The organism is Pseudomonas sp. s4, from assembly GCF_046764235.1.
Lineage (GTDB): Bacteria > Pseudomonadota > Gammaproteobacteria > Pseudomonadales > Pseudomonadaceae > Aquipseudomonas > Aquipseudomonas asiatica.
Genome location: NZ_CP177209.1, coordinates 2,294,533 through 2,313,981 on the forward strand (window position 1 = coordinate 2,294,533; position 19,449 = coordinate 2,313,981).

The following is a 19,449-nucleotide window of genomic DNA, read 5'->3' on the forward strand; positions in this document are numbered from 1 at the left end:
ATCGGGAAATTTTACCCGCGAAGCCGAGTTCGCTTGTACGGGTCAGTACTCTGTCTTTCGCAGAATTACTCAATGCAAGCGATTGGCCATTGGCATTGGACAGCTATCAGCGTGGTTTCGTCTGGGGGCCAGACAAGCTGACGCAACTGGTCAATGACCTGGCAACATATGCAGCACAGGCGGATACCTCCCTGCCTTACTACATGGGTGGTGTACTGCTGCATCGTGATGCAAGCCAGTCGAAGCGGTTCATTATTGATGGTCAGCAGCGCATCACCGCGCTCTCACTGTTGTACCACCGCTCTACCGGCAAGCTGCCAGTGGGGCAGGTACTCAGCTATTCGGGCCAATCCGCGCGACATATTGCTGAGGGATTGCAAGCATTGAAGCAAATGGAGGCGATTGCGCCGCAGATCATCGAAAGGCTGCGGCTGACAGTGATCGAAGTGGACAGCACTGACCTCGCTTTCACCTTCTTCGACACCCAGAACAACCGCGGGGTGCGCTTGGAGGCCACTGACCTGCTCAAGGCCTATCACCTGCGTGCGATCGACTATGCGCAAGGGAAGACTGAACTCAAGGCTGCACTGCAGCGGGACTGTGCAGAGCGCTGGGAGAGGCTGCAACGCCACCCGGCGGTGCTGAGCCCAGGTCAGGACTTCGCCCCTAACTTATTCAATCGTTTTCTCTGGCGTGCGCGGCGTTGGCGCGGATCGCACACGCCTGCGGGGAAGCACGAACCGCTCCTGGCAGAATTCCAGCGTGACACTTGGCCCCACGCCGCCGACAGCCGTAGCCGTATTGACAGCGTGCCGCTCTACGCGACCCGGCACAATCGGCTAGCGTCCTGCATGACGCTGGCGGGAGATGGTGATTATGTGCTGCAGGGTAGCCAGCTGCGAGTCGGGCAAAATCCTGCAAGCCTGCCTATCGCGTTGCGTCAGCCCATCCATGAAGGTGTAGGGTTCTTTCTATACGCAGACAAGTACGCAGCGTTGCTGCAACGGCTAATGAATGTTCCTGCGCCTTGTCCGCAGGTCAGTAGGTTCCGCACGATTTACAAACAGCTGCTGCGTAGTAACCAGGAGTACCTGCGCGAGATCTTCATGCTCTGTAGCCTGATGTATGTCGATCAGTTCGACGTTGAGCAATTGACCGCTTTTGCCCTGCGCTTGGAGTTTTTGCTGGGCGCGATTCGCCTGGAGAAAAAACAGGTCAAGCAGGAAACCGCGGCCAATTTCTTCAGGCTGGCCGAGCTGAACCTATTGGATGTGATTGCCCAGAGTTACCACCCGAAGCAGGTGCTGGATTTCCTTCAGCACCGACAACAAGCGGTGGCGTCTTCGTATGCTAACGAAACGGTATCAGCAGGGCAGGGGGTGCAGGGGCGATACAAGAGGGCAGTCCTGGATTTCTATCAAGGGCAGTTGGACTCCGACTGCTCGACCCTTGCGGGTAAATCGCGATGGCTCGAAACGTACTTGAAGGCTTGCCAGGAACATCGCCATGAGTATTGATTCCCGTCTCTTCACCTTGGAACAGCTAGTTAATCAAGACGACGCGGCCTGGTGCTTCAACGTGCCTATCTACCAGCGCCTGTACGTCTGGGGTGATGATCAGATCAAGACATTGCTGACCGATATGGCGAATGCCTTTGATCGGGGCGAAGACCAGTTTTTTCTGGGTGGTGCCCTGCTGGTCGAAAAAACCTCTGAGCAAGATCGCCTTAAGGGGCTGCGCCGCTTCGACCTAATCGATGGGCAGCAGCGCTTCACGACGCTGTGGATGCTCAGCACGGTCGCCATATGGAACCAAGTGATGGGCGACTTCAGCAGGGTAGTGCTGAAGGACAGCGTGATTCCACGCCTGCATTTCTCGATACGCGAGCAGGTGAACACCTTCCTTGCCAGCATGATGCCTGGCAAAAGTGGAGCAAGCCCAGAGATCCCGGATACTCAAAGCATGAGAGAAGCTCAGCAACTGATGGCCTCTTTCAAGCAGACCTACAAGCGTGCGGATGGCAAGCCTGTGGATGACGAATACCTCAAGGAGCTGGCTTCCTTCGTTTACCGCAAGGTTTCTCTCGTGCTCACACAGGTGCCTGAGGGGATGGACTTGAACAAGTTGTTTGAGGTCATCAACAACCGCGGGATCCAGCTTCAGCATCACGAAATTCTCAAGGCAAGGCTACTGCGCGACATCCCCGCCGAAAGTCGTTCCCGTTACGCAGCTTTGTGGAACGCTTGTGCCGACATGAGTGGCTTTGTCGAACGTAATCTCTGCCAAGATACCCAGCTTGAGGCTCACCGTTTGGGTGATCTCTATAGCAAAGGGCAGTTGCTTCACGCAGTAGCTGTGCACGGGCTGCTGTCGCGAAGAGCTGAGGCTGCACAAGCGGAGTCTGCTGAACGACTGACCTTGGAGAACATCGTCAACGGTGCAGATTCCGAGTTTGACAATGGATACGCGACCATCGCGGCGGACGAAGGGGAGGCACCATGGGCGCGCAGTATCATTGGCTTCCCTTTGTTCCTTCTGCATGTGCTGCGTATCTGGTTGAAAGAGCAAGGGCAGCCGGATCTGCCCCGCGTGCTGGATCGGCACCTGCTTACCTTGTTCGAGTCCCATTTACTGCAGCCGGCGGAGCCCGAGCAGCGTACCGCGAGGGCACAAGGGTTCATCGACCTGCTTTGGCGTATGCGGGTGCTTTGGGATGAATACGTCATCAAGTGGGTCGATCAGGGGGATGACGAGGTTCATCATATTTGCCACACCTCGATCTCTGCCAATGATGACAAGCGTTACATCAATCGCAGCCGTGACAATGATCTGAAACAAGGCATGTCGTTACTGCAGAGCATGCTCTACCACTCCCAGGAGATCACCACCCATTATTGGTTGACTCCGTTCCTCTATTTCATCCACAAGCATGCGCAAACCGTGCGTGGCAGCGTGGAGGAGGTTGAGCGCTACTACGGCTTCCTGTGCCATTTGGATAACCAATTGCTCGGGGAAGTGACGAGCGATCCCTTGGTAGTGCGCACGCGGGCATTCATGAATGAGCCCTGGCGTACCGCCGCTGCGCTTCAATTCGAGGCAGTGTTGCCCTGCGATTACGGCGTCGACTTTGCCCATTACTGGTTCTACAAGCTGGACTTTGTGCTCTGGCATGAGCAGCATCGTGATCATGATGCATGGGGCAACTTCCGCTTCACAGCCAAGAACTCGGTGGAGCATATTTCGCCGCAGAATCCACAGGTGACCGATACCAATAAGGTCACCAACGCCTGGCTGAACCGCTTTGGTAATCTGGCGCTGGTCTCGCGCAGCATCAACTCCGAGTACAGCAATCTGCCATACAACGAAAAGCGCCAGCGATTCCTCAACAAGCGAGCCCTTGAGAAGCGGCCAGACTCTTTGAAAATGGACTTGATATATTCGAATAGCGAATGGGGTGATGCGAAGGCAGAAGCGCATCAAACTGCAATGCTGGAGGCAATGCGACGCCACTACCAAAGGGATCTCTGCAGAGACTAGCGGGTAGCGAAGGCTTGGGATTTCAGCGAATCCCATGCCTTCATTCAGCCGCCTGCTTGTTAAGGCATGGAGCGCCCTCGACAAGCTTTTTCGGTCTTTCAAGTCAGGGGGCCATTAGTGGTCCTCGGCTTTACGCCAGTTACGGCTCAGGCTAAGGTGATGGCATAAGGATATTGTTCTCTGGCATTTTTCCAAGGAAGGTTCTGGGGGCGCATTGATGCACCCATTCCACTCCGAGCTTGTAGTGCCCCAAAACGTGCTTGGCAAGGTGCTGTCGCTGTCCCCAGCTGGACAGGCGATTGGCGCATCCGTGTGGGTAATGCGGTCTTGCTGAATATCAAAAAATGCTTAATTGAAGGCGGAAGGTATGGATTTTTCGACGTTGTTGCACCTATGGGGTGCAGCAAGCTCTGAGCAGCTGATCGCACCCAAAATGGTTGTTGGTCTCGTTTTCATTCTTTGCGCTTGGTACTTCGTCCGTTACTTCTGTAGGTCATTCAAGCTTAGCGCCCAGCTGAAACGTTTGACTGTTAGCTTGCAGAACGTGAAAACTCTCGATCCATCTCTCCGGCGTTCTGAGCTGGAACGTCTGTTCAGTGGCAGCAGACTGGAGCATTCCTGGCGCGAGTATGCTGAAACGCTGCACGATCAGTTCGAGCTCAAGGAGGGCGAACAGGTTCTTCTCCGATCACGAGCCACTGCCGGTGCTGCACATTTCTTCTCACCTCAAAGTGTGGTTGATACCCCGCTGGGGACCGAGTTCTACAAGCACCTACCCGGTATTTTGACCGGTATCGGGATCGTCGGAACCTTCTTCGGCTTGATGCTAGGTCTTCAGCACTTTGACCCGAGCACGCCTGAACAGGTTAACGCCAGCGTCGATAAGCTGTTGAAAGACGTGCTGTTCGCTTTCATCGGCTCCTTCATTTCAATCATGGCCTCTATCGCCGTCACGCTTACTGAAAAGTGGCGCTTGGGACACTGCTACAAGCTGCTGGAGGCATTCAATGAAACCATCGATGGGCTTTTTGACAGCGGTGTCGGCGAGGAATACCTGGCCGAGCTGGTGCGATCAAGTGCTGAAAGCTCGGTGCAAACCCGTCAGTTGAAGGACAGCCTGGTAACCGATCTGCGGGAAATGCTACAGAACCTGGTTGATACCCAGGTCCGTGAAAGCCTCAAATTGGCAGATACCTTGTCGACGACCTACCGTGACTCGGGGCAGCTGCTGGCCGACCAGGTGAGCGGCGCAATTGAAAATAGCCTCAAGTCGCCGCTTGAAGCCATCGCGGGGGCCGTGCAGGCCGCCAGTGGCGATCAGTCCGGGCAGGTACAGAACCTGCTTCAGGATGTTCTGGTGGCGTTTATGAACAAGCTGGAAGGTACGTTCGGCCAGCAGTTCAATGACCTGCACGAGTTGATGGGCCAGTCGGTTGCCGCCATGCAGTCGATGCAGCAGGGCTTCTCGACGCTGATCCAGGATATGCGTTCGGCTAGCGAGTCCTCGAATCAAAACAGTTCGACCATGATTGCCCAGCTACTGGCCGATATGCAGGCCGGACAAAACGCCATGCAAGCGGGGATGAACGAGATGCTCGCCAATCTGCAGGCTTCGGTTGCCCGTATCGGCAACGAAGGGGAGGGGGCTGGCGCTCGAATGGCCGAGCAACTGGAGAAGCTGTTTGCTCAAAGCGAGGCTCGCCAACAGGCAATGGCTGAGAATCTCCAGGCTTTTGTCGAGTCGATCAAGCAGAGCATCGGCCAAGGCCAGCAGGAAACCATGGCCAAGATTGCAGGCTCCGTTGAGGTGCTGGGTGAGCAGCTCTCTGCAGTCTTCAAGCAACTGGAACAGGGCCAGCAGCAGATGGATCAATCCACTCGCGCTGCCCAAGCAGACCTGCACCAAGGTACCCGCGACCTGGTGGGTGGCCTCGACGAGCAGGTCAAGGCATTGCTGCAGACGGTTTCCGAGCAACAGAAATCTGCCCAGGACACCGTCAATGCATTGAGCGCCCAGACAGAGCAGCATCTGCACAGCATGCAGTTAGGTGCGGACAAGATGCGGGCGGCGGCTGAGCGATTTGAAACTGCCGGGCAAAGCGTTGTGCGAGCCAGTGAATCGACTGCAGGGTTGATGGGTACAGTCCAGGGCGCAGGGGCTGAACTTGCACAGGCTTCGCGAGAGCTGAATACCGTTGTCGCGGACTACCGGAACAATCGTGAAGCGCTCGCGAAAACGCTCGCTGTCATCGAAGGGGTAGTTGCCAGTGCGCAAGGGGAAGCCAGCGGGCGCAGCCAATATCTCCAGGACCTGAAGGTTCAAAGCGAGCGGATGCAGGCGCTCAACCGTGAAGTATATGAATACCTCGAAAACATCAGTGGTGTGCTGGGTAACGGCTTCAAGGAGTTCGGTGAAGGTATGGACCGGGCGTTGAGACAAACCCTGGGTAGCCTCGACACCGAGCTCGATAAAGCCGTCAAGAGCCTTGCTGGCGGTGTGGAAGGGGTCAAGGAAAGTCTCGAAGACTTCGGCGACATCATGGAACGCATCAGGCGGTAACGGAGGCTAGTCGATGTTTGGTAAGCAAATGCCTTCGGCTGCCCGTTCCAAGGACGAGGGAGAGAAGCCTTTCTGGATTTCCTTTGCTGATTTGATGACCGCGATGATGATTCTGTTTCTCGTGGTCATGGTGGCGGCTTTGAGCTCCGTGACTCAGCGGATTAACCAGGCGGAACAGGGGGAGAAGCAGCGTAGCAAGGACATCAGTCAGATTTGCGAGCACCTGAGCCTCAAGGCGAAGACTGCCAGCAAGACCATCGTCGTGGACTGCAAGGACAACCGGATTAGCTTCGGCGATGCTGGCCGCTTTGGGCACAACCAGTACGCGCTGAGCAACGATGGCCAATCGGCACTTCAGGAGGTCGTGCCGATGATTCTGGACGCGGCCAACAGTGAAGAGGGGCGCAAGTGGTTCAAGCAGGTCGTGATCGAGGGGTCTACCGATACCGATGGTTCCTACCTTTATAACCTGCACCTGTCACTGCAGCGTTCGGAGTGGGTGATGTGCAGCCTGCTCGATAGTCGCAGCCCGCTCCAGGTCGGATTGTCGCCGGAGCATCAGCAGCAAATCAGATCGATGTTTCTGGCGGGTGGCGTGTCCTTCAATAATGCAAAGGACACCAAGGAAGAAAGCAGGCGAGTGGAGTTGCGCATGCAGTTCTTTGGCTTGAAGGAGAAGGAGGGCAATCTCAAGCCTGAAGTGCCGGTGTTCACTAATACTGATGTGGAAAAATGTCAGTTGGCGATGAACCGATGACCAGCTCGATCGCGAGGCTTTCCGCCGCCATTAGCCAAAGCCTGTCAGCTCATCGCACGGTGCAGGCCCCACAACCGTTGGAGCGTTTCCCTCGTCTGGCTGCTGCGGGAGTCGATCTATACGAGCGATTCGAGCGCGCTGAAAAGGCCTTGCCGCCACCCGAAGAAAAGCGCCGTGCTGCGATAAGCAAGTTTCGCAATGTGCTGCCACTCAACGCCTCTGAATGGCGCTTGGTGTTCGCCGGCCTTTCAGACAAGAGTGAGCTAGTCGGGCCGATACTGGACGATGACCAGCTTTACGCCCGGGTGCACGAAGAAGTACATCAGCGTATCGAAAAGCGAAGGCTGAGCCGCCGGGATTGGTTGGCGCTGTGCTTCAGCTACTTTGGGTACGATGCCGCCACGCCCGCACAAAACGCCAATTGGTGCCTATTGCGCGAAGACGTTCAGCTCGGTTTCGAATGCGTCAGAGACCAGCAGAAGCGTGTGAAGGAATGGGTGCAGATCGTTCAGCAGCATCAGGAGCTTTTTTCCGAGCAGGCAGGTGCCACGCTGGGTGACCAGATGTTCAAGGGTGAGATCAATGACCTTTCGGCATTGCAGACGATTGCGCAGATCCCGGATAACAGCTGGCTGTGGCGCAGGATCTTTACCGTGCTGATTTCTCGCATTTTCATGCTCGATGACGCCGAGTTCTCTCAGCGTTTGGCTGACCTAGTCGACATCGGCCGGCAGCACCCGCGGTACATGAACGACATTCTGAGTGCATGCCTGTCGCGTTACCACTTGGCAGCTTATCGAGAGAAGCCATCGTCGCTGCTCAAACAGCTCGCGCTCGACAATTGGGGTAGTCCGCAGATCCGCTCCAGACAAAACAGCTGGCTGCAGTATGTCGATAAAGATGTCTGTGCGATGGTTGTGGCGTGGTTTGCGAAGGAGGATCTGGAGCACTTCTTCAACCTGCTTAAAGGGGAGGCAGAAGTCGATCAATCTCGTCTGCATTATTGGCTGCGTTTTGCCAACCAGATGAGTTACACCCGGATTGTCATGGGTTCGGATGCCTGGAATGACAGCGGGCGAGACTTCGTCCATTTCCGAGAGAAGAACAAAGGACGCCTCAGCCGACTGGTAGGTGGCCCCGGTTATAACAACGCCGTCATCATGCAGATCGGGAACTACTTTTTCGTGGAATTCTCCGGTACGGGTAATGCCTGCTATGTCTATCAAGCAGACAAGTCGCCTTTCAACCCAGACAAGATGCAGCTCGAATTGGCGAGCGAGCTGAAGCAGCCTAATCGTGCACTGGATCGAATGCGGCATTCACCTGCACCCAGCCGCCCAGACCGCATAGAGGGTTGGCTCAGCAAATTCGATTATGCCCTCGAGCAATGGGGTATTCGTTTACAGAGTCAGGTCGCAGCGGCAGGTTCAGCCAAGCCGTTGCCTTTTGAAGACCAGGTCCGTGACGCTCTAAAGTCGGTCAAACACAAGGTCTATGATCAGCGCGAGCGCGGCGGTGCATTTCAGGTCCAGCTTGATGATCATGACCCGGCCGCAGTAACTGCACTGCAGCGCCTGGGCTTCAGGCCCGTCAATAATCAGCCACTCCGGTTCTGGAGACAGTAATGCTCAAGCGTTTCCTCAAAGGCATTGGCCTGCAGCCAAACTCGGCTGTAGAAAATACTGAGCCGGTTTTTTCCATTGAAGAGCAGGGCATCTGTTATCCCTTGAGCTTGGCGGAGAGTACGGAGTCCTGGTCGCTGGCGAGTTATCTTGATCAGCTGGAGGAAGAGGAGTTCGTCTCCCAGTTGAGCGATCGCTGGCTCTTGACGTGGGATGAGCTCTACCGGCTGCTGGATGAGCCAGAGCACGAAACAAGCCTGCCACTATTGCGGTTGCCGTCGCAGACAGCCCTCATCCCTCAATTGAGCAGCCAAGGCAGCCTTGCCTCCGACGATTTCAAGGTCTCCATCAGTGGCTGGCGTGATCCGCAGTCCAATGCCAACGTGCAGGTGCGGCGAACGGGGGCCATTGTTCAGCATCAGGGCGCTACAGAAATGCTGCCAGAGGCATCCTGGAAGCTGACCGGTGCGGTACGGCAGCTTTATCTGGCACAACAAAATGAGCCCGGTGAAGTGACCAACCAGATCGGCTGGGCCAGCATCAGAAAGCTGGCGCGCAAGGCTGGCGCTGGTATGGATGGCTTCTTGGACAAGACCGTCGTTATCAAACCCGAGAAACTGCGGCTCAACCCACGAAAGTCGAAGCTTGGCGACACACCAGTTATCGAGTTGCAACCGAGCTTTGATGGCCAGCCGGCCAACTGGCTTGAGAGCTTTGACGGTGCCAAGCAGGTTCAGGATCGGTACCGGATAACGGGTGACGATGGCTCGCTGACTCATGTTCTGATTGAGCCTGAAGTCAAATCGGTACTGGACTACGTGCGTTCCTTACCCGGGCGTCGGGTTGCTGGTGACGATGCCCTTTCATTCGTCCGTAACCCTTACAGCACACTCGGCGAAAGTGCCGCACACGTGCTGGATGCCGAAGTCTATGAAGACGAGCTCGCTGAGGCCGGTATTTTCTTTCATCGCTTCCATCTGGAACCCAAACTGGATGAAGCGGACCAGCGTATCGAGCAGGTAACACTGACGCTCGAGCCGATTTCTCCAACCCCGCAGGCGCCTATCGAAATTGAGTTCAAAGCGGCCCATGAATTCGCGCCGCTTGCGCATGAACTGCACCTGAAGTTGGCCGCCGGCATGCCTGCAGGCTTCTGGCAGGGCTATGAGCTGGAACTCAGCGATTTTGATTTGCGCCAGTTGGCAGGCATCAATGACCTGCTCAAGCGTTGGCAAAACGAAGCGGCCGGAATCGAGTTTGAATCGGTCCTGGACCTTTCTCTCTACGGCGACCGTGTGACAGGCATTGGGGAAGCAGAAAGGATTACTTCGCCTTTCTTAGTCAAAGAGGCGACCGAGAACTGGTTGCCGAAGGATGTGGCGGCGCTTGGCATCGACGCAGAAATCCTTGGGCGTTGGGATCCTTCCGACCGCGCTCAATTTGAGGTTTTTGGGCAGCGGTTGGATGAAGCGCGCGCTGCTGGTGATGAAACGGTCTGTTTGCCAGAGTCCGAGACGCCACTCTCGATTGCCGCTGCCGAGCAACTGTTTGATGCTTGGTCGAAGAAGATTGCACCTGACGAAATTAGCCAGGTTGAGCAACGGGAGAAAGTTGGCCGCGCCGTACTGCAAATCGGCCACAACATTGATGAGCCGACCTACGTTCAGGTGCGTCAAGCAGCCTTGCGCGCCGGTTTGGACGCAACGCCGGAGTTACCTGGCTTGCTCAAGCCTGAAGTCGTCCTGCGCGAGCATCAGCTTCAAGGCGTGGCGTGGTTGCAGCATTTGTTCCGTTTGTCCCCCACAGACGTATCAGGTTGCTTGCTCGCTGATGACATGGGGCTTGGGAAAACGATCCAGTTACTCACCTTCCTGGTATGGTACCTGGAACAGTACCCAAAAGATCAGCCAGCACTGATCGTCGCTCCGGTTTCGTTGCTCGACAACTGGGAGCGAGAGCTTCACAGGTTCTTCTTTGCTGACGCACTGCCCGTGTTGAAGCTGTATGGTTCAGCCTTGAGTGCAGTGAAATTCAAGAAAGATGAAATTCCAGCGGACTTGAAAGCCAAAGGCATCAAGAATCTGCTGCGCCCAGGTTGGATGGGCGATGCCCGAATCGTCCTGACGACTTACGAGACACTGCGTGATCAAGAGTTTTCCCTGGCGCGCCAGCAATGGTCCATCGTCGTGTGTGACGAAGCTCAGAAGCTGAAGAATCCTGCGGCACTGGTGACTCAGGCGATCAAAGCCATCCCCGCACGGTTCCGAGTGGCGTGTACCGGTACGCCGGTCGAGAACACCCTGATCGATCTGTGGTGTGTGTTCGACTTCATTCAGCCAGGATTCCTAGGTAGTTTGAACCAATTCGGTCGCGAGTATCAGCGCCCCATTGAGGGCGCACTGGAGCGTGATACGGTTGCTTTGGAGCGCCTACGTGGACTTATCGATCCGCAGACTTTGCGGCGTACCAAGCAGGACATAGGCAAAGACCTGCCTGCCAAAATCGAAGACACAGCATGTCGTTCACTTGGCATGTATGCTCTGCAGCGCAATCTGTACTTGTCCGAAGTAGCCGCATACAGCCAGAAGCAGCAGATTGAAGAGCAGCTCGATCAAAAGACCTCCAGCATGCTTGGGTTGCTGCACAAGCTCAAACTGATTTGTGCCCATCCTTATAGTGTTCAGCCAGACACGCGGTTGCGCGACCACTCGCCGAAGCTGCAGTGGTTGACGCAGACCCTCGAGTCGATCAAGAGGGCCGGCAACGGCGACAAGGTCATCGTCTTTACCGAGTTGCGTGATATTCAGCGTGAATTGCAGCACGCGATTCAGCAGCATTTCGGGTTTCGGGCGACGGTCATCAACGGTGACACCAGCACCAGCAGTCAGAGCGCCAATAGCCGACAGAGGCTGATTGATCAATTCCAGGAGCTGCCAGGTTTCGCCGTCATCATCCTGTCCACTATCGCCGTCGGATTCGGCGTGAACGTTCAGGCTGCCAACCACGTCATTCACTTCACGCGTTGCTGGAACCCTGCCAAGGAAGATCAGGCGACCGATCGGGCCTATCGGATTGGACAGCAGAAGGATGTGTATGTGTACTATCCGACGGTTCGGGATGCGGCGATGCCGACATTTGAGGCGACGCTGGATGAGTTGCTGGGTAAGCGGCGAGCGTTGGCGCGAGATATGTTGAGTGGGGCTTCGGAGCTTCAGGCTTCAGATTTTGAGGCGTTACTAGGCCCTGTACGAAAAGAGATTTCGCAATCACCGCATGGAACAAGCCAGTGAGACCATGGCGGCGTAGCTTTTCGCGAGCTGTCGAGGCGTGTCACGATGCGCCGGTTCTCTTTCAGCCAGCCAAAAATGTGCTCGATCATATTGCGCTGTCGGTACTTGGGCCGATCAAAAGCTTAGGTAAGCCAAGCTTAGATTTGCGCGTCATCGAGCGCATCGGGCGGCCACGTTGGCTCGATTAAATGCTGACTTCATCCAACAGGGATAGCTGATATCGCTGGCTTGACGGCCAGAGGGGAGGAAGCGCAACGGTGTCCCGTTGGCGTCGCGGAGCAGTGGATTTGTTGTCAGGCCACCACAACTGCGACCTAGAGCGTGATCGGCAGGCCCGTCAGGCCCCGTTTTCTCCGGCGCCAAGTGAGGCTCGGGTTGCGCGTACACAGTGGTTGAGTCGATCATCCAGGATTGCACATCGCGGGATTTCGTACAGAGCTTAGGAAGCGATGCCGTTGAACCTTGGTCGGGTCCAACAGCACGCAAAGAAAACTGCATGGATAGCTGACGCAACAATTACTTCGAAGAAACGTGCTGTAGATGCTTCTTAGTGTATTTCTGGGATATTGTCATCCGGGCTTGTATATTTGAGAGATTTGATTTCCTCCCAGCATTCGGCTTTTTTTGCCCATTCGGATATCATTCTCCCTCCGGCGCCTTTATGTAGAGCTCTGTCCACTTCCTTGGCCCAGATGACTATCTGATCTTCAAGTGCTGGGGAGATTCGTTGCTCCTGCCATACTAGATCAAACCTGAATCTTGTTCCGAGCTTGAGCCCAAGCAGTGAAACTGTGTAAGCGGTGATGTTTGCTTGGAATGCAGGAAATACTGGGCGTATGATGCGTTGTGCTGCTTTGAAAATAATGGCTTTAGCAATCATCTCTTTATAGTTTTCAGGGGTTGGCAAAGTGTCTTCGCCAGCTTCCTCTCGTTCTGAAAGTTCGTCCATGAAAGCTTGGAAGTTCTTTTGCGACCCAAGGCTGACAATATTGGGCTTCTGACCCCATGCGAATATATATTTGGCGAGGTCAGGCTTGGTCAGTTTTCGCGTCGCCGGAATTTCGGACTGCAGCTTCTTTTTTTGCGCTGGAGTGGCTGCATCTTTCTCCAGCATCACTTTGTAGCTGCCAGCTGAGCGTTCGTAGAACCATCTACCTATGCCGTCCGGGCAGAAAGTCCGCATCGACATTTTTTCTAGCTCGCGATGGAAGGGCTTGTTTGCGGAAAGGTCGGACTGTTTAACTACGTTTTGGCTATTCGCAAAACGAGAGATTTTTGCAATCAGTTCATCAGAATCGCTATTTTCAGAGCGCAATACGATAATTTTCGCAGGCACCCTGACATGGTCGAGATCCAGCGCGGGCTGCTTTCGTTTGGCAAAATATATGGAGGCAGTAGTCTGGCCACCGTTAACAATTTGCATGCCTTTGAGCGACGAAATGCCAACAGATCCATCACTAGTTCGCCCCAACTCGCTGGCAGTAGCTACAATCACGATGCCATTGTTATAAGCCATGAAGCGGTCGGGAGTATCTCGCAGAGTGTCCCGAATGCCTTTGTTGACTCCTTTTGCCCCGACTCCCAAGAAAGAGCGAACGTTAGCCTCGAGAATGCGCGGTCCATACTTCTCGTAAAGCGCTCTGAGTGCGTTGCCTGGTACTGCCGTCAGGGCGTAGTCATATTCATCATTGGCAGATCCGGGTACCCAGACGCTTGGCAATGGACCTCCGCACAAGTCTGGGAAATTGACAACAAGCTCATCTCTGGAGTGACCTTGCTGCAGGTGGTTGAAGAGGCGTTGAATATCCATTACCTCTATTCGAACTTGCTTGTTTTCTACCTCGTGAGGTGCGTAATCTCGAGTCTTGACTCGTGCATCCGTGATTATAAAAACTCTGATGCTATCGAGGTTCGCGAAAATACGCTCAACTTCAGCAACTAATGCGTAAACATTATTGGTTTCGTCCAGTTGCTTGGAAAGCTGATTGTTTGCGCAAAACCTCAAGAATTGAATGCCTTGAGACGCTGCTCGGGCGACTTCCTGGTCGGCGAGCAGTTCAACTTGGTCCGACCCCTTGTATAAACTTACAAAAAGGTCCAGTCGGTCTGGATTGCCTGCTTCATCTGTGGTGTCCGATACAGAATAGCCGCTGAGCTTGACTTTGTGTCTGCCGACCTTGGCCTCGTAATGACAAACATTGGTGTCAAACGTGATGCCTTGGTCGCTCAAATGGTTCATTACCTGCTCGGTAAACAGCTCTTCCGCAGAGACAGGAATTTTACCAGGTACAAAATCCTTGCTCAGCTCATCTCTGATAGCTGTCTGTGTGTCTTGCAGGAATTCCGCCAATTCCATCAAATTACTCCAAGCTTTTCAAGGACTTCTGGCAACGACAGCTTTTCGGTCGCTATCAAGGAGAGGTCGATTTCGTATTGCGCCCAGCAAATAGCTGCGGGCGTGTTAAAAGGGATCAATCTTGGGAAGTTAGAGTCCACAAGCAGCATTCTCAGCTCAATCGGCAGAAATTTTCTGGAATAATATTCAGAATGCATATCCAAGTAGCCCGCATCATGCAGCGCTTTTTCAAATAGAGTCAAAGCTGCCAGGTCGAGTTGCAGTGTAGTTCGAATATTCGCTATGTACTCCGTCAGCGTTTTCCCTTGATCACTGATGCCCAGACGAATTCCTGCAAGATAAAGGGGGGAGCTGCGAGAATCGTCAAGCTGATCCAGTGAGGCAATTCGTACTGGAAATCCCTCTTTGCCAATTGTGGATTTTACTTCTATTGAACCAATGCCGAGAATAAAATCATGAAGGCCATCCGCGGGCCCTTTCCAACCATCTATAACAGAATGAGTGGGTATGCCTGATTCGATGAGCTGGTTGATAAAACATAGTTCTCCGATCAGTCCTTGCTCGGCTTCGTTGCTCAAGCCCTCCTGCCCTTTACGCATGAACTCCTGCCAGCCTCTGACTCGCCCCATGAGGCGTTGGTAAAGCAAGTCCTCACTGCTATCTCTGGTTGCAGCCAAGAGCTCAGTGATGTCAGCGACTACCGCAGCAAACAAGTCAACGCATCCCGAAGGCTGCTTCACTATTGCAAGCCACTGGCGGCCACCGGATGACTCGCCCAAATTGGCACGTTCCATCCGGAAGCCTTGTCCTTTTGGAAGTAGCGATGTTCGGGCCAATTTAGCGTTGGCGAAACCTATCAATATCGCTTCATGGCCGCTCGGTGAGTGTCGTGCCAACTTGATCAGGCAGGTGCTGGTCTGAAAAAGATCGATGGATCGCCAGCCTGGAATCGTAAGCTCACCTTGCAAGGCTCTCCATATCGTCAAGACCCTGCTGCTATTCACTACCACCGTATTCCTGCTCCCAAAGAAGATTTGCAACTACGTATGGTACTGATTGGTTTTTTGTGCTTGAGGGAAAACTGATCGCAAATGCAACGACTGGTGTTTCGACATTTTCAACTTTGCTGGCTTCCGGATCCAGAATGTAAATCATGAGCACGCCGCGTTCTGGGTGGGCAGTCACTCCGCCCTTGCCGAGCCCCCGCACCTGACGAATGTATGGGCCACTTGGGATTTCCGGGCGCTCTTGTCCACGGGCCCGCGCCGGATCAGGTTTCCAAGCCTCCTGCGTCAGTCGCAGGGCAGCATTCCATGAACTTTCATCGAGATCGATAGCCTCATCCTGAGGAGACAAGATTCGGCCTATGGAGTATTTGTCCTCTGCTGCTGGCGCTTTGTTTGTCCGCCTCATTCGGTTAATAGGATGACCAGGAATGTCTTCAACTGCTTTTTCGCCCCCGCCAATGATTGCAACAGTCCAAGCGTTCAGCTCACCTGACAAGCTCATTTTTTCGATAAAATCGGCCAGAATATCGCTACGTACTTTTCGGGAGTCAGGATGGGTCTGATAGGATCGAAGGAAGTCGACAACATGTTGAGCAGATACATTATTCCAGCTCACACCTTTCCATCTGTCTTGGCGGCCGTTGCGCTCTTGTGGCGGAATATATCCGGGTTTGCCAAGCGCCTTGGAGAGAGAGGCAAGTGCATTCAAGTTTGACGTCAGCTTATCTTTGTCCTTGAAGAAACTTACTGTTTCAAGTAGCTGACCGCTGAACGAAAGGTATAGCGTCTTGGCTGTCCGCATTTTGAGTGGGGAGGTGACCATCAAAACTGGGTGTGATCTTACCTTCAGTCCATAATCCCGCGGTGTAAGCCCACTCTCCATCATATAGTCAAATTCTGCTCGCAGTTCTTCCGCTGCATCGGCGATATGCTCGAACCATTCGACAAGATCCGGTGTTGTATAGAGCCGGCAGAGGTCCAGGTAACCCGGACGATATCCGAACCATCGCCCCATCTGCATTAGAGTGTCGTACATCTTGGAGGCGCGCAGGAAATAACTTACACACAACCCTTCAAGAGTCAATCCACGAGCTAGCTTGTCACCGCCCACAGCAATGACCTTCAGCCCATCCGTGCTCTCGACATAGTCCAAGGCATCCTTGGCTGTGCCATTGATCATTCTTATCTTTATATCGTCCAGCACGCTGGGCAGCAATCTTTCGATCTCGTCCCAATCCGGGATAGTGCGGTACATGTCCTCGGAGGTCTGGTTTGCAATTCTTTGGCTCGTTGCAAGGAAATCATTATCCCAAAGTTTGCGAAGGTCAGAAATGAATGTTTCATGATCGATCTTGCGCATGACGCGCTGCTTTTGAAGCGACACGTAATCTTCGATCTGTCGATGGACGTGCTGCTGGACCAAGTTGAATCGTGTAACGTGAACCAACATTGACGAGTGTTCGTTTTGTTGCCCGCGCAGCTGGCGAATACAGCATGTCAAAATGAACGCCTGAATGGCCTCGACTAGTGACGCAGGCATATCTTCTTCCGGAACATAGGCACTTTTGTGCCCGACTGGCATCCAGCCGCTGCGACCATCCTCAGAGCAGTGATCCTCCACAGTGCGTACTAGGTCGAGCGCACCATCGCGACCATTTTCGCCAGCCAGACCAAAGACGCGAGACGGTCCGATATAGTTCGATGGGGCAGAAAGGTTGGTTATGAACGCCGATGGGAACAAATCGGGCCCTTCGCGCTTCGTAGTCCCATGCTCGTGAATGTAAATATTGGCAAAGGGAGTTGCGGTGTACCCGACATAAGCCTTCCTTGCAAATGAATGTAGAATTTGCCGGATAAGTTTGTTGATCGCTGTGGGCTCATGTTCGAGATCAGGTTTGCCATCGTCGCCAATGACGTGCTCACCGGTATCCACCGAGGCATGATCTGCCTCATCATCAATGATGAGCAGAGGTAGATGAGTTACCAAAGGTCTGCCGGTTTCCGGATCAACGGAGCGCGCGACATGGCTGTGAAGCCACTTGAGTAATCTTGTAAGAACGGATTTGTTCTTTTTGACTACAAATAGCCAAGGCTTGTGTTCAGGCGAAACACCAAGGTTGTTCACAAATCTCAGGTTGAAGTCGCCGTTGTCTGCCCGGTTTGTCACATATTGGGGGCGCTGCTCGTGCGAACCGTCAATCAATCCCACGCCGATGAGGCGATGGCTGCCATTTTTGGTCGCCGCTGTTTCGTAGCCTAGGAAGCCTTCATCCAAGCGCATCTGGGTTTGCGAGCGCAAATTGTTGTGGAGCCCGGCAAGCACGATGATGATCTTGTAACCTGCGTCTGCAGCTTTGCAGATCAGACCAGTATAATTGGCAGTCTTGCCTGACTGCACATGGCCGACCACCATGCCGCGCCTGTCCCAGGTCCCGTCGCGTTTAGGGTCCTCAAGCATGGAGAGCGTCTGATCCGTTGTCTTATCCAGCCCCTCCATTGCCTTCCATGGAAGTTTACGTTCCTGCCATTCGCGATACCTCTGCCAGTACCGCCAATTTTGTTTACGCTCGGCTGTTAGCCACGGGACATGGCCTTCCATGTTGACCAAGGAAGCATCATCGCCAACCCAGATACTGAAACGGCTGATAAGCTCTTCGGTGACAGCGTCGCGGTCCAGGCCGATGCCGCGCTTCGGCATGATGCTAAGGACCTTGTCGATATGTTCGGAGATCAACTCCGGAGTGATCAGGGTCTTTTCATCCAATTCGCCCAGCATGGTCTGGACGACCTGAATCACAGTCCACTTGTTTTCCTCGGACATGAGGGGGTCTAGCTCCATTAGATATTGTCGGGAAGGGAATCCACCAACGAAGGAAAGGCATGGAAAGGCTCAGTAATACGCAACTGGGCTTTTGCCGAGGCAGGAGAATAGCCTTTTTTCTTTACAAAGCTTCGATACATGATGTTTAGAACTTCATAAACCTCTTCCGGAGGCGTCTGATCGAATCCGGTAGCAGGGGTATCCTTGCTTTCTGCAGTGTCGATCCATATGCGTTGAACAGGCACAGTTTCCTCGATTACACGCAGCATCGCCTTGATCTGCGGCAGCAGCATGCCAGCGTCATCCAAAACTGCCCGAACCGCTGGGTGTTCGCTGTCGACCCGATAGCGCACACCGCTGGAAAGGTGCTCGACCCTCCAAGCTTCGATCAACTGTCTGTTGCCCATCAGCGTAGGTTTTCCACGGTGAGCAAATGCTCGTCTGGCACGGCTCCTTGTTTCCTCTGCGAGGCCGGTAAGCCAAGATCGAAGATATACAGGTGGTCGTGCAGTAGATTTGCGAATATCAATCTTCCAATCCGCATCAGCGGAGTTGGGAATATCAAGACGAATACGTGCAAGCCTGTGCGCCTCGTCTTTCGTCCATGATCGACCGGAGCCTAATCCGAGCCAGCTGCCTGCCACGAGCAGTCTTTCGTTTCGGTAGACATAGAATCCTTGCTGTGCAGTCCATCCCTCTGGGCCAGACAGATTATCGAATTCGAACGGAGTGAGCCTGTCCTTGTGGGGTAACACGTGACATTCAGCCTCTATTCCAAATGCGGAATGATGTCTAAAGGGCGGGGGGTTGAATGGTTTGGCCGGGTGGCCGCTCATGAAAGGGTCCCATGGTTTTACAGGGCGATCATTGAGCAGAATCCTCAGTCGAGGTTTGCTTCCTTCCAGATAGCGGTGAAACACCATCCCCAGGTGCTGTTCCACCTTGTCGGCCAAGTTGAGGAAGTCTTTGACGGTACTCCCTTTGGTCACAATTCTATCCAGCAGCTCCCAGAGTACCAACGTGCCGGATGGTTGCTTCGATAGCATGGAAATGTTCGCTTCGGACCCCGGGTGGGGGCCTTCCAGAAGATGCCATCCATCATCTGCACTGCTCGCAAGAAAATCCAGATCCCACCGCAGGCAGTGCACTCCTTCTACGGCTTTAGTTGCTACGGTCAGGCGTCTGCATTGGGAAAATGAGGCCGTCTTGAGTCCCATTCCGAAGCGGCCGAGATCCGCCGAGGTGCGCTCCTCCAGTGGGTTACGCTCCCCGAGTCTCATTGCTCGATCAAGCTCTGACTCTGTCATGCCCCTGCCGTTGTCTAGGCAAGAAATCAGGCTCGCCTCATCTGCCCAATCAAACTTCAATCGAACTTCGTTAGCTCCAGCAGCAATGCTGTTATCGATGATGTCTGCTAGCGCCGTTTGAACGTTATATCCTAGCCCGCGAAGCGCTTCGACCATCGCGCTGGCTTTGGGGGGGGCGCTGCGGGTCTTGAA

The 19,449-nt window shown here is 54.0% G+C and carries 10 protein-coding genes and 1 pseudogene; 6 read left to right on the forward strand and 5 right to left on the reverse strand.

The window, feature by feature from the left end:
- Positions 1-89: 89 nt before the first annotated feature.
- The 6 genes from ACK56M_RS10920 (at position 90) to zorD (ending at position 11,766) form a co-directional block, all read left to right on the forward strand.
- Positions 90-1,517 (forward strand): DUF262 domain-containing protein, encoded by a 1,428-nt coding sequence (locus tag ACK56M_RS10920; RefSeq protein ID WP_411959455.1) that lies wholly within the window; start codon positions 90-92, stop codon positions 1,515-1,517.
- Complete coding sequence (locus tag ACK56M_RS10925; protein WP_015269892.1) at positions 1,507-3,537, forward strand: DUF262 domain-containing protein; 2,031 nt, start codon at positions 1,507-1,509, stop codon at positions 3,535-3,537. Before ACK56M_RS10920 ends, ACK56M_RS10925 begins: the two co-directional genes overlap by 11 nt.
- 367 nt (positions 3,538-3,904) lie before the next feature.
- The gene (zorA1, locus tag ACK56M_RS10930) at positions 3,905-6,097 is read left to right on the forward strand and encodes a type I Zorya anti-phage system protein ZorA1 (protein WP_411959456.1); all 2,193 of its coding nucleotides are present in this window, start codon (positions 3,905-3,907) and stop codon (positions 6,095-6,097) included.
- Between the two features lie 13 nt (positions 6,098-6,110).
- A complete protein-coding gene (gene zorB1 / locus ACK56M_RS10935; protein WP_015269894.1) occupies positions 6,111-6,854 on the forward strand; it encodes a type I Zorya anti-phage system protein ZorB1 in 744 nt (247 codons plus the stop codon).
- Positions 6,851-8,479 (forward strand): type I Zorya anti-phage system protein ZorC, encoded by a 1,629-nt coding sequence (zorC, locus tag ACK56M_RS10940; protein ID WP_015269895.1) that lies wholly within the window; start codon positions 6,851-6,853, stop codon positions 8,477-8,479. The genes zorB1 and zorC overlap by 4 nt, the downstream gene beginning before the upstream one ends.
- A complete protein-coding gene (zorD, locus tag ACK56M_RS10945) occupies positions 8,479-11,766 on the forward strand; it encodes a type I Zorya anti-phage system protein ZorD (RefSeq protein ID WP_015269896.1) in 3,288 nt (1,095 codons plus the stop codon). The genes zorC and zorD overlap by 1 nt, the downstream gene beginning before the upstream one ends.
- Here the strand turns inward: zorD and ACK56M_RS10950 are convergent.
- The 5 genes and pseudogenes from ACK56M_RS10950 to ACK56M_RS10970 all read right to left on the reverse strand — a co-directional run.
- Positions 11,743-12,148, reverse strand: a pseudogene (locus ACK56M_RS10950) (IS5/IS1182 family transposase); the annotation flags it as partial. The gene zorD and the pseudogene ACK56M_RS10950 overlap by 24 nt on opposite strands.
- A gap of 165 nt (positions 12,149-12,313) precedes the next feature.
- Positions 12,314-14,122, reverse strand: coding sequence for an AIPR family protein (locus tag ACK56M_RS10955; RefSeq protein ID WP_015269897.1), 1,809 nt, complete (start codon positions 14,120-14,122; stop codon positions 12,314-12,316).
- Complete coding sequence (locus tag ACK56M_RS10960) at positions 14,122-15,090, reverse strand: PD-(D/E)XK motif protein (RefSeq protein ID WP_232874169.1); 969 nt, start codon at positions 15,088-15,090, stop codon at positions 14,122-14,124. Before ACK56M_RS10960 ends, ACK56M_RS10955 begins: the two co-directional genes overlap by 1 nt.
- Before the next feature lie 28 nt (positions 15,091-15,118).
- Positions 15,119-17,950, reverse strand: coding sequence for a Z1 domain-containing protein (locus ACK56M_RS10965; RefSeq protein WP_411959457.1), 2,832 nt, complete (start codon positions 17,948-17,950; stop codon positions 15,119-15,121).
- Positions 17,951-17,967: 17 nt separating this feature from the next.
- Complete coding sequence (locus ACK56M_RS10970; protein ID WP_043936122.1) at positions 17,968-19,413, reverse strand: ATP-binding protein; 1,446 nt, start codon at positions 19,411-19,413, stop codon at positions 17,968-17,970.
- Between the last annotated feature and the right edge of the window lie 36 nt (positions 19,414-19,449).

What these genes read in the sequence shown, in the direction of transcription:
- ACK56M_RS10925 (WP_015269892.1), top strand. Translation starts at nt 1,507, where the DNA reads ATGAGTATTGATTCCCGTCTCTTCACCTTGGAACAGCTAGTTAATCAA.
- zorA1 (WP_411959456.1), top strand. Translation starts at nt 3,905, where the DNA reads ATGGATTTTTCGACGTTGTTGCACCTATGGGGTGCAGCAAGCTCTGAG.
- zorB1 (WP_015269894.1), top strand. Translation starts at nt 6,111, where the DNA reads ATGTTTGGTAAGCAAATGCCTTCGGCTGCCCGTTCCAAGGACGAGGGA.
- zorC (WP_015269895.1), top strand. Translation starts at nt 6,851, where the DNA reads ATGACCAGCTCGATCGCGAGGCTTTCCGCCGCCATTAGCCAAAGCCTG.
- zorD (WP_015269896.1), top strand. Translation starts at nt 8,479, where the DNA reads ATGCTCAAGCGTTTCCTCAAAGGCATTGGCCTGCAGCCAAACTCGGCT.
- ACK56M_RS10955 (WP_015269897.1), bottom strand. Translation starts at nt 14,122, where the DNA reads ATGGAATTGGCGGAATTCCTGCAAGACACACAGACAGCTATCAGAGAT.
- ACK56M_RS10965 (WP_411959457.1), bottom strand. Translation starts at nt 17,950, where the DNA reads ATGTCCGAGGAAAACAAGTGGACTGTGATTCAGGTCGTCCAGACCATG.
- ACK56M_RS10970 (WP_043936122.1), bottom strand. Translation starts at nt 19,413, where the DNA reads ATGGTCGAAGCGCTTCGCGGGCTAGGATATAACGTTCAAACGGCGCTA.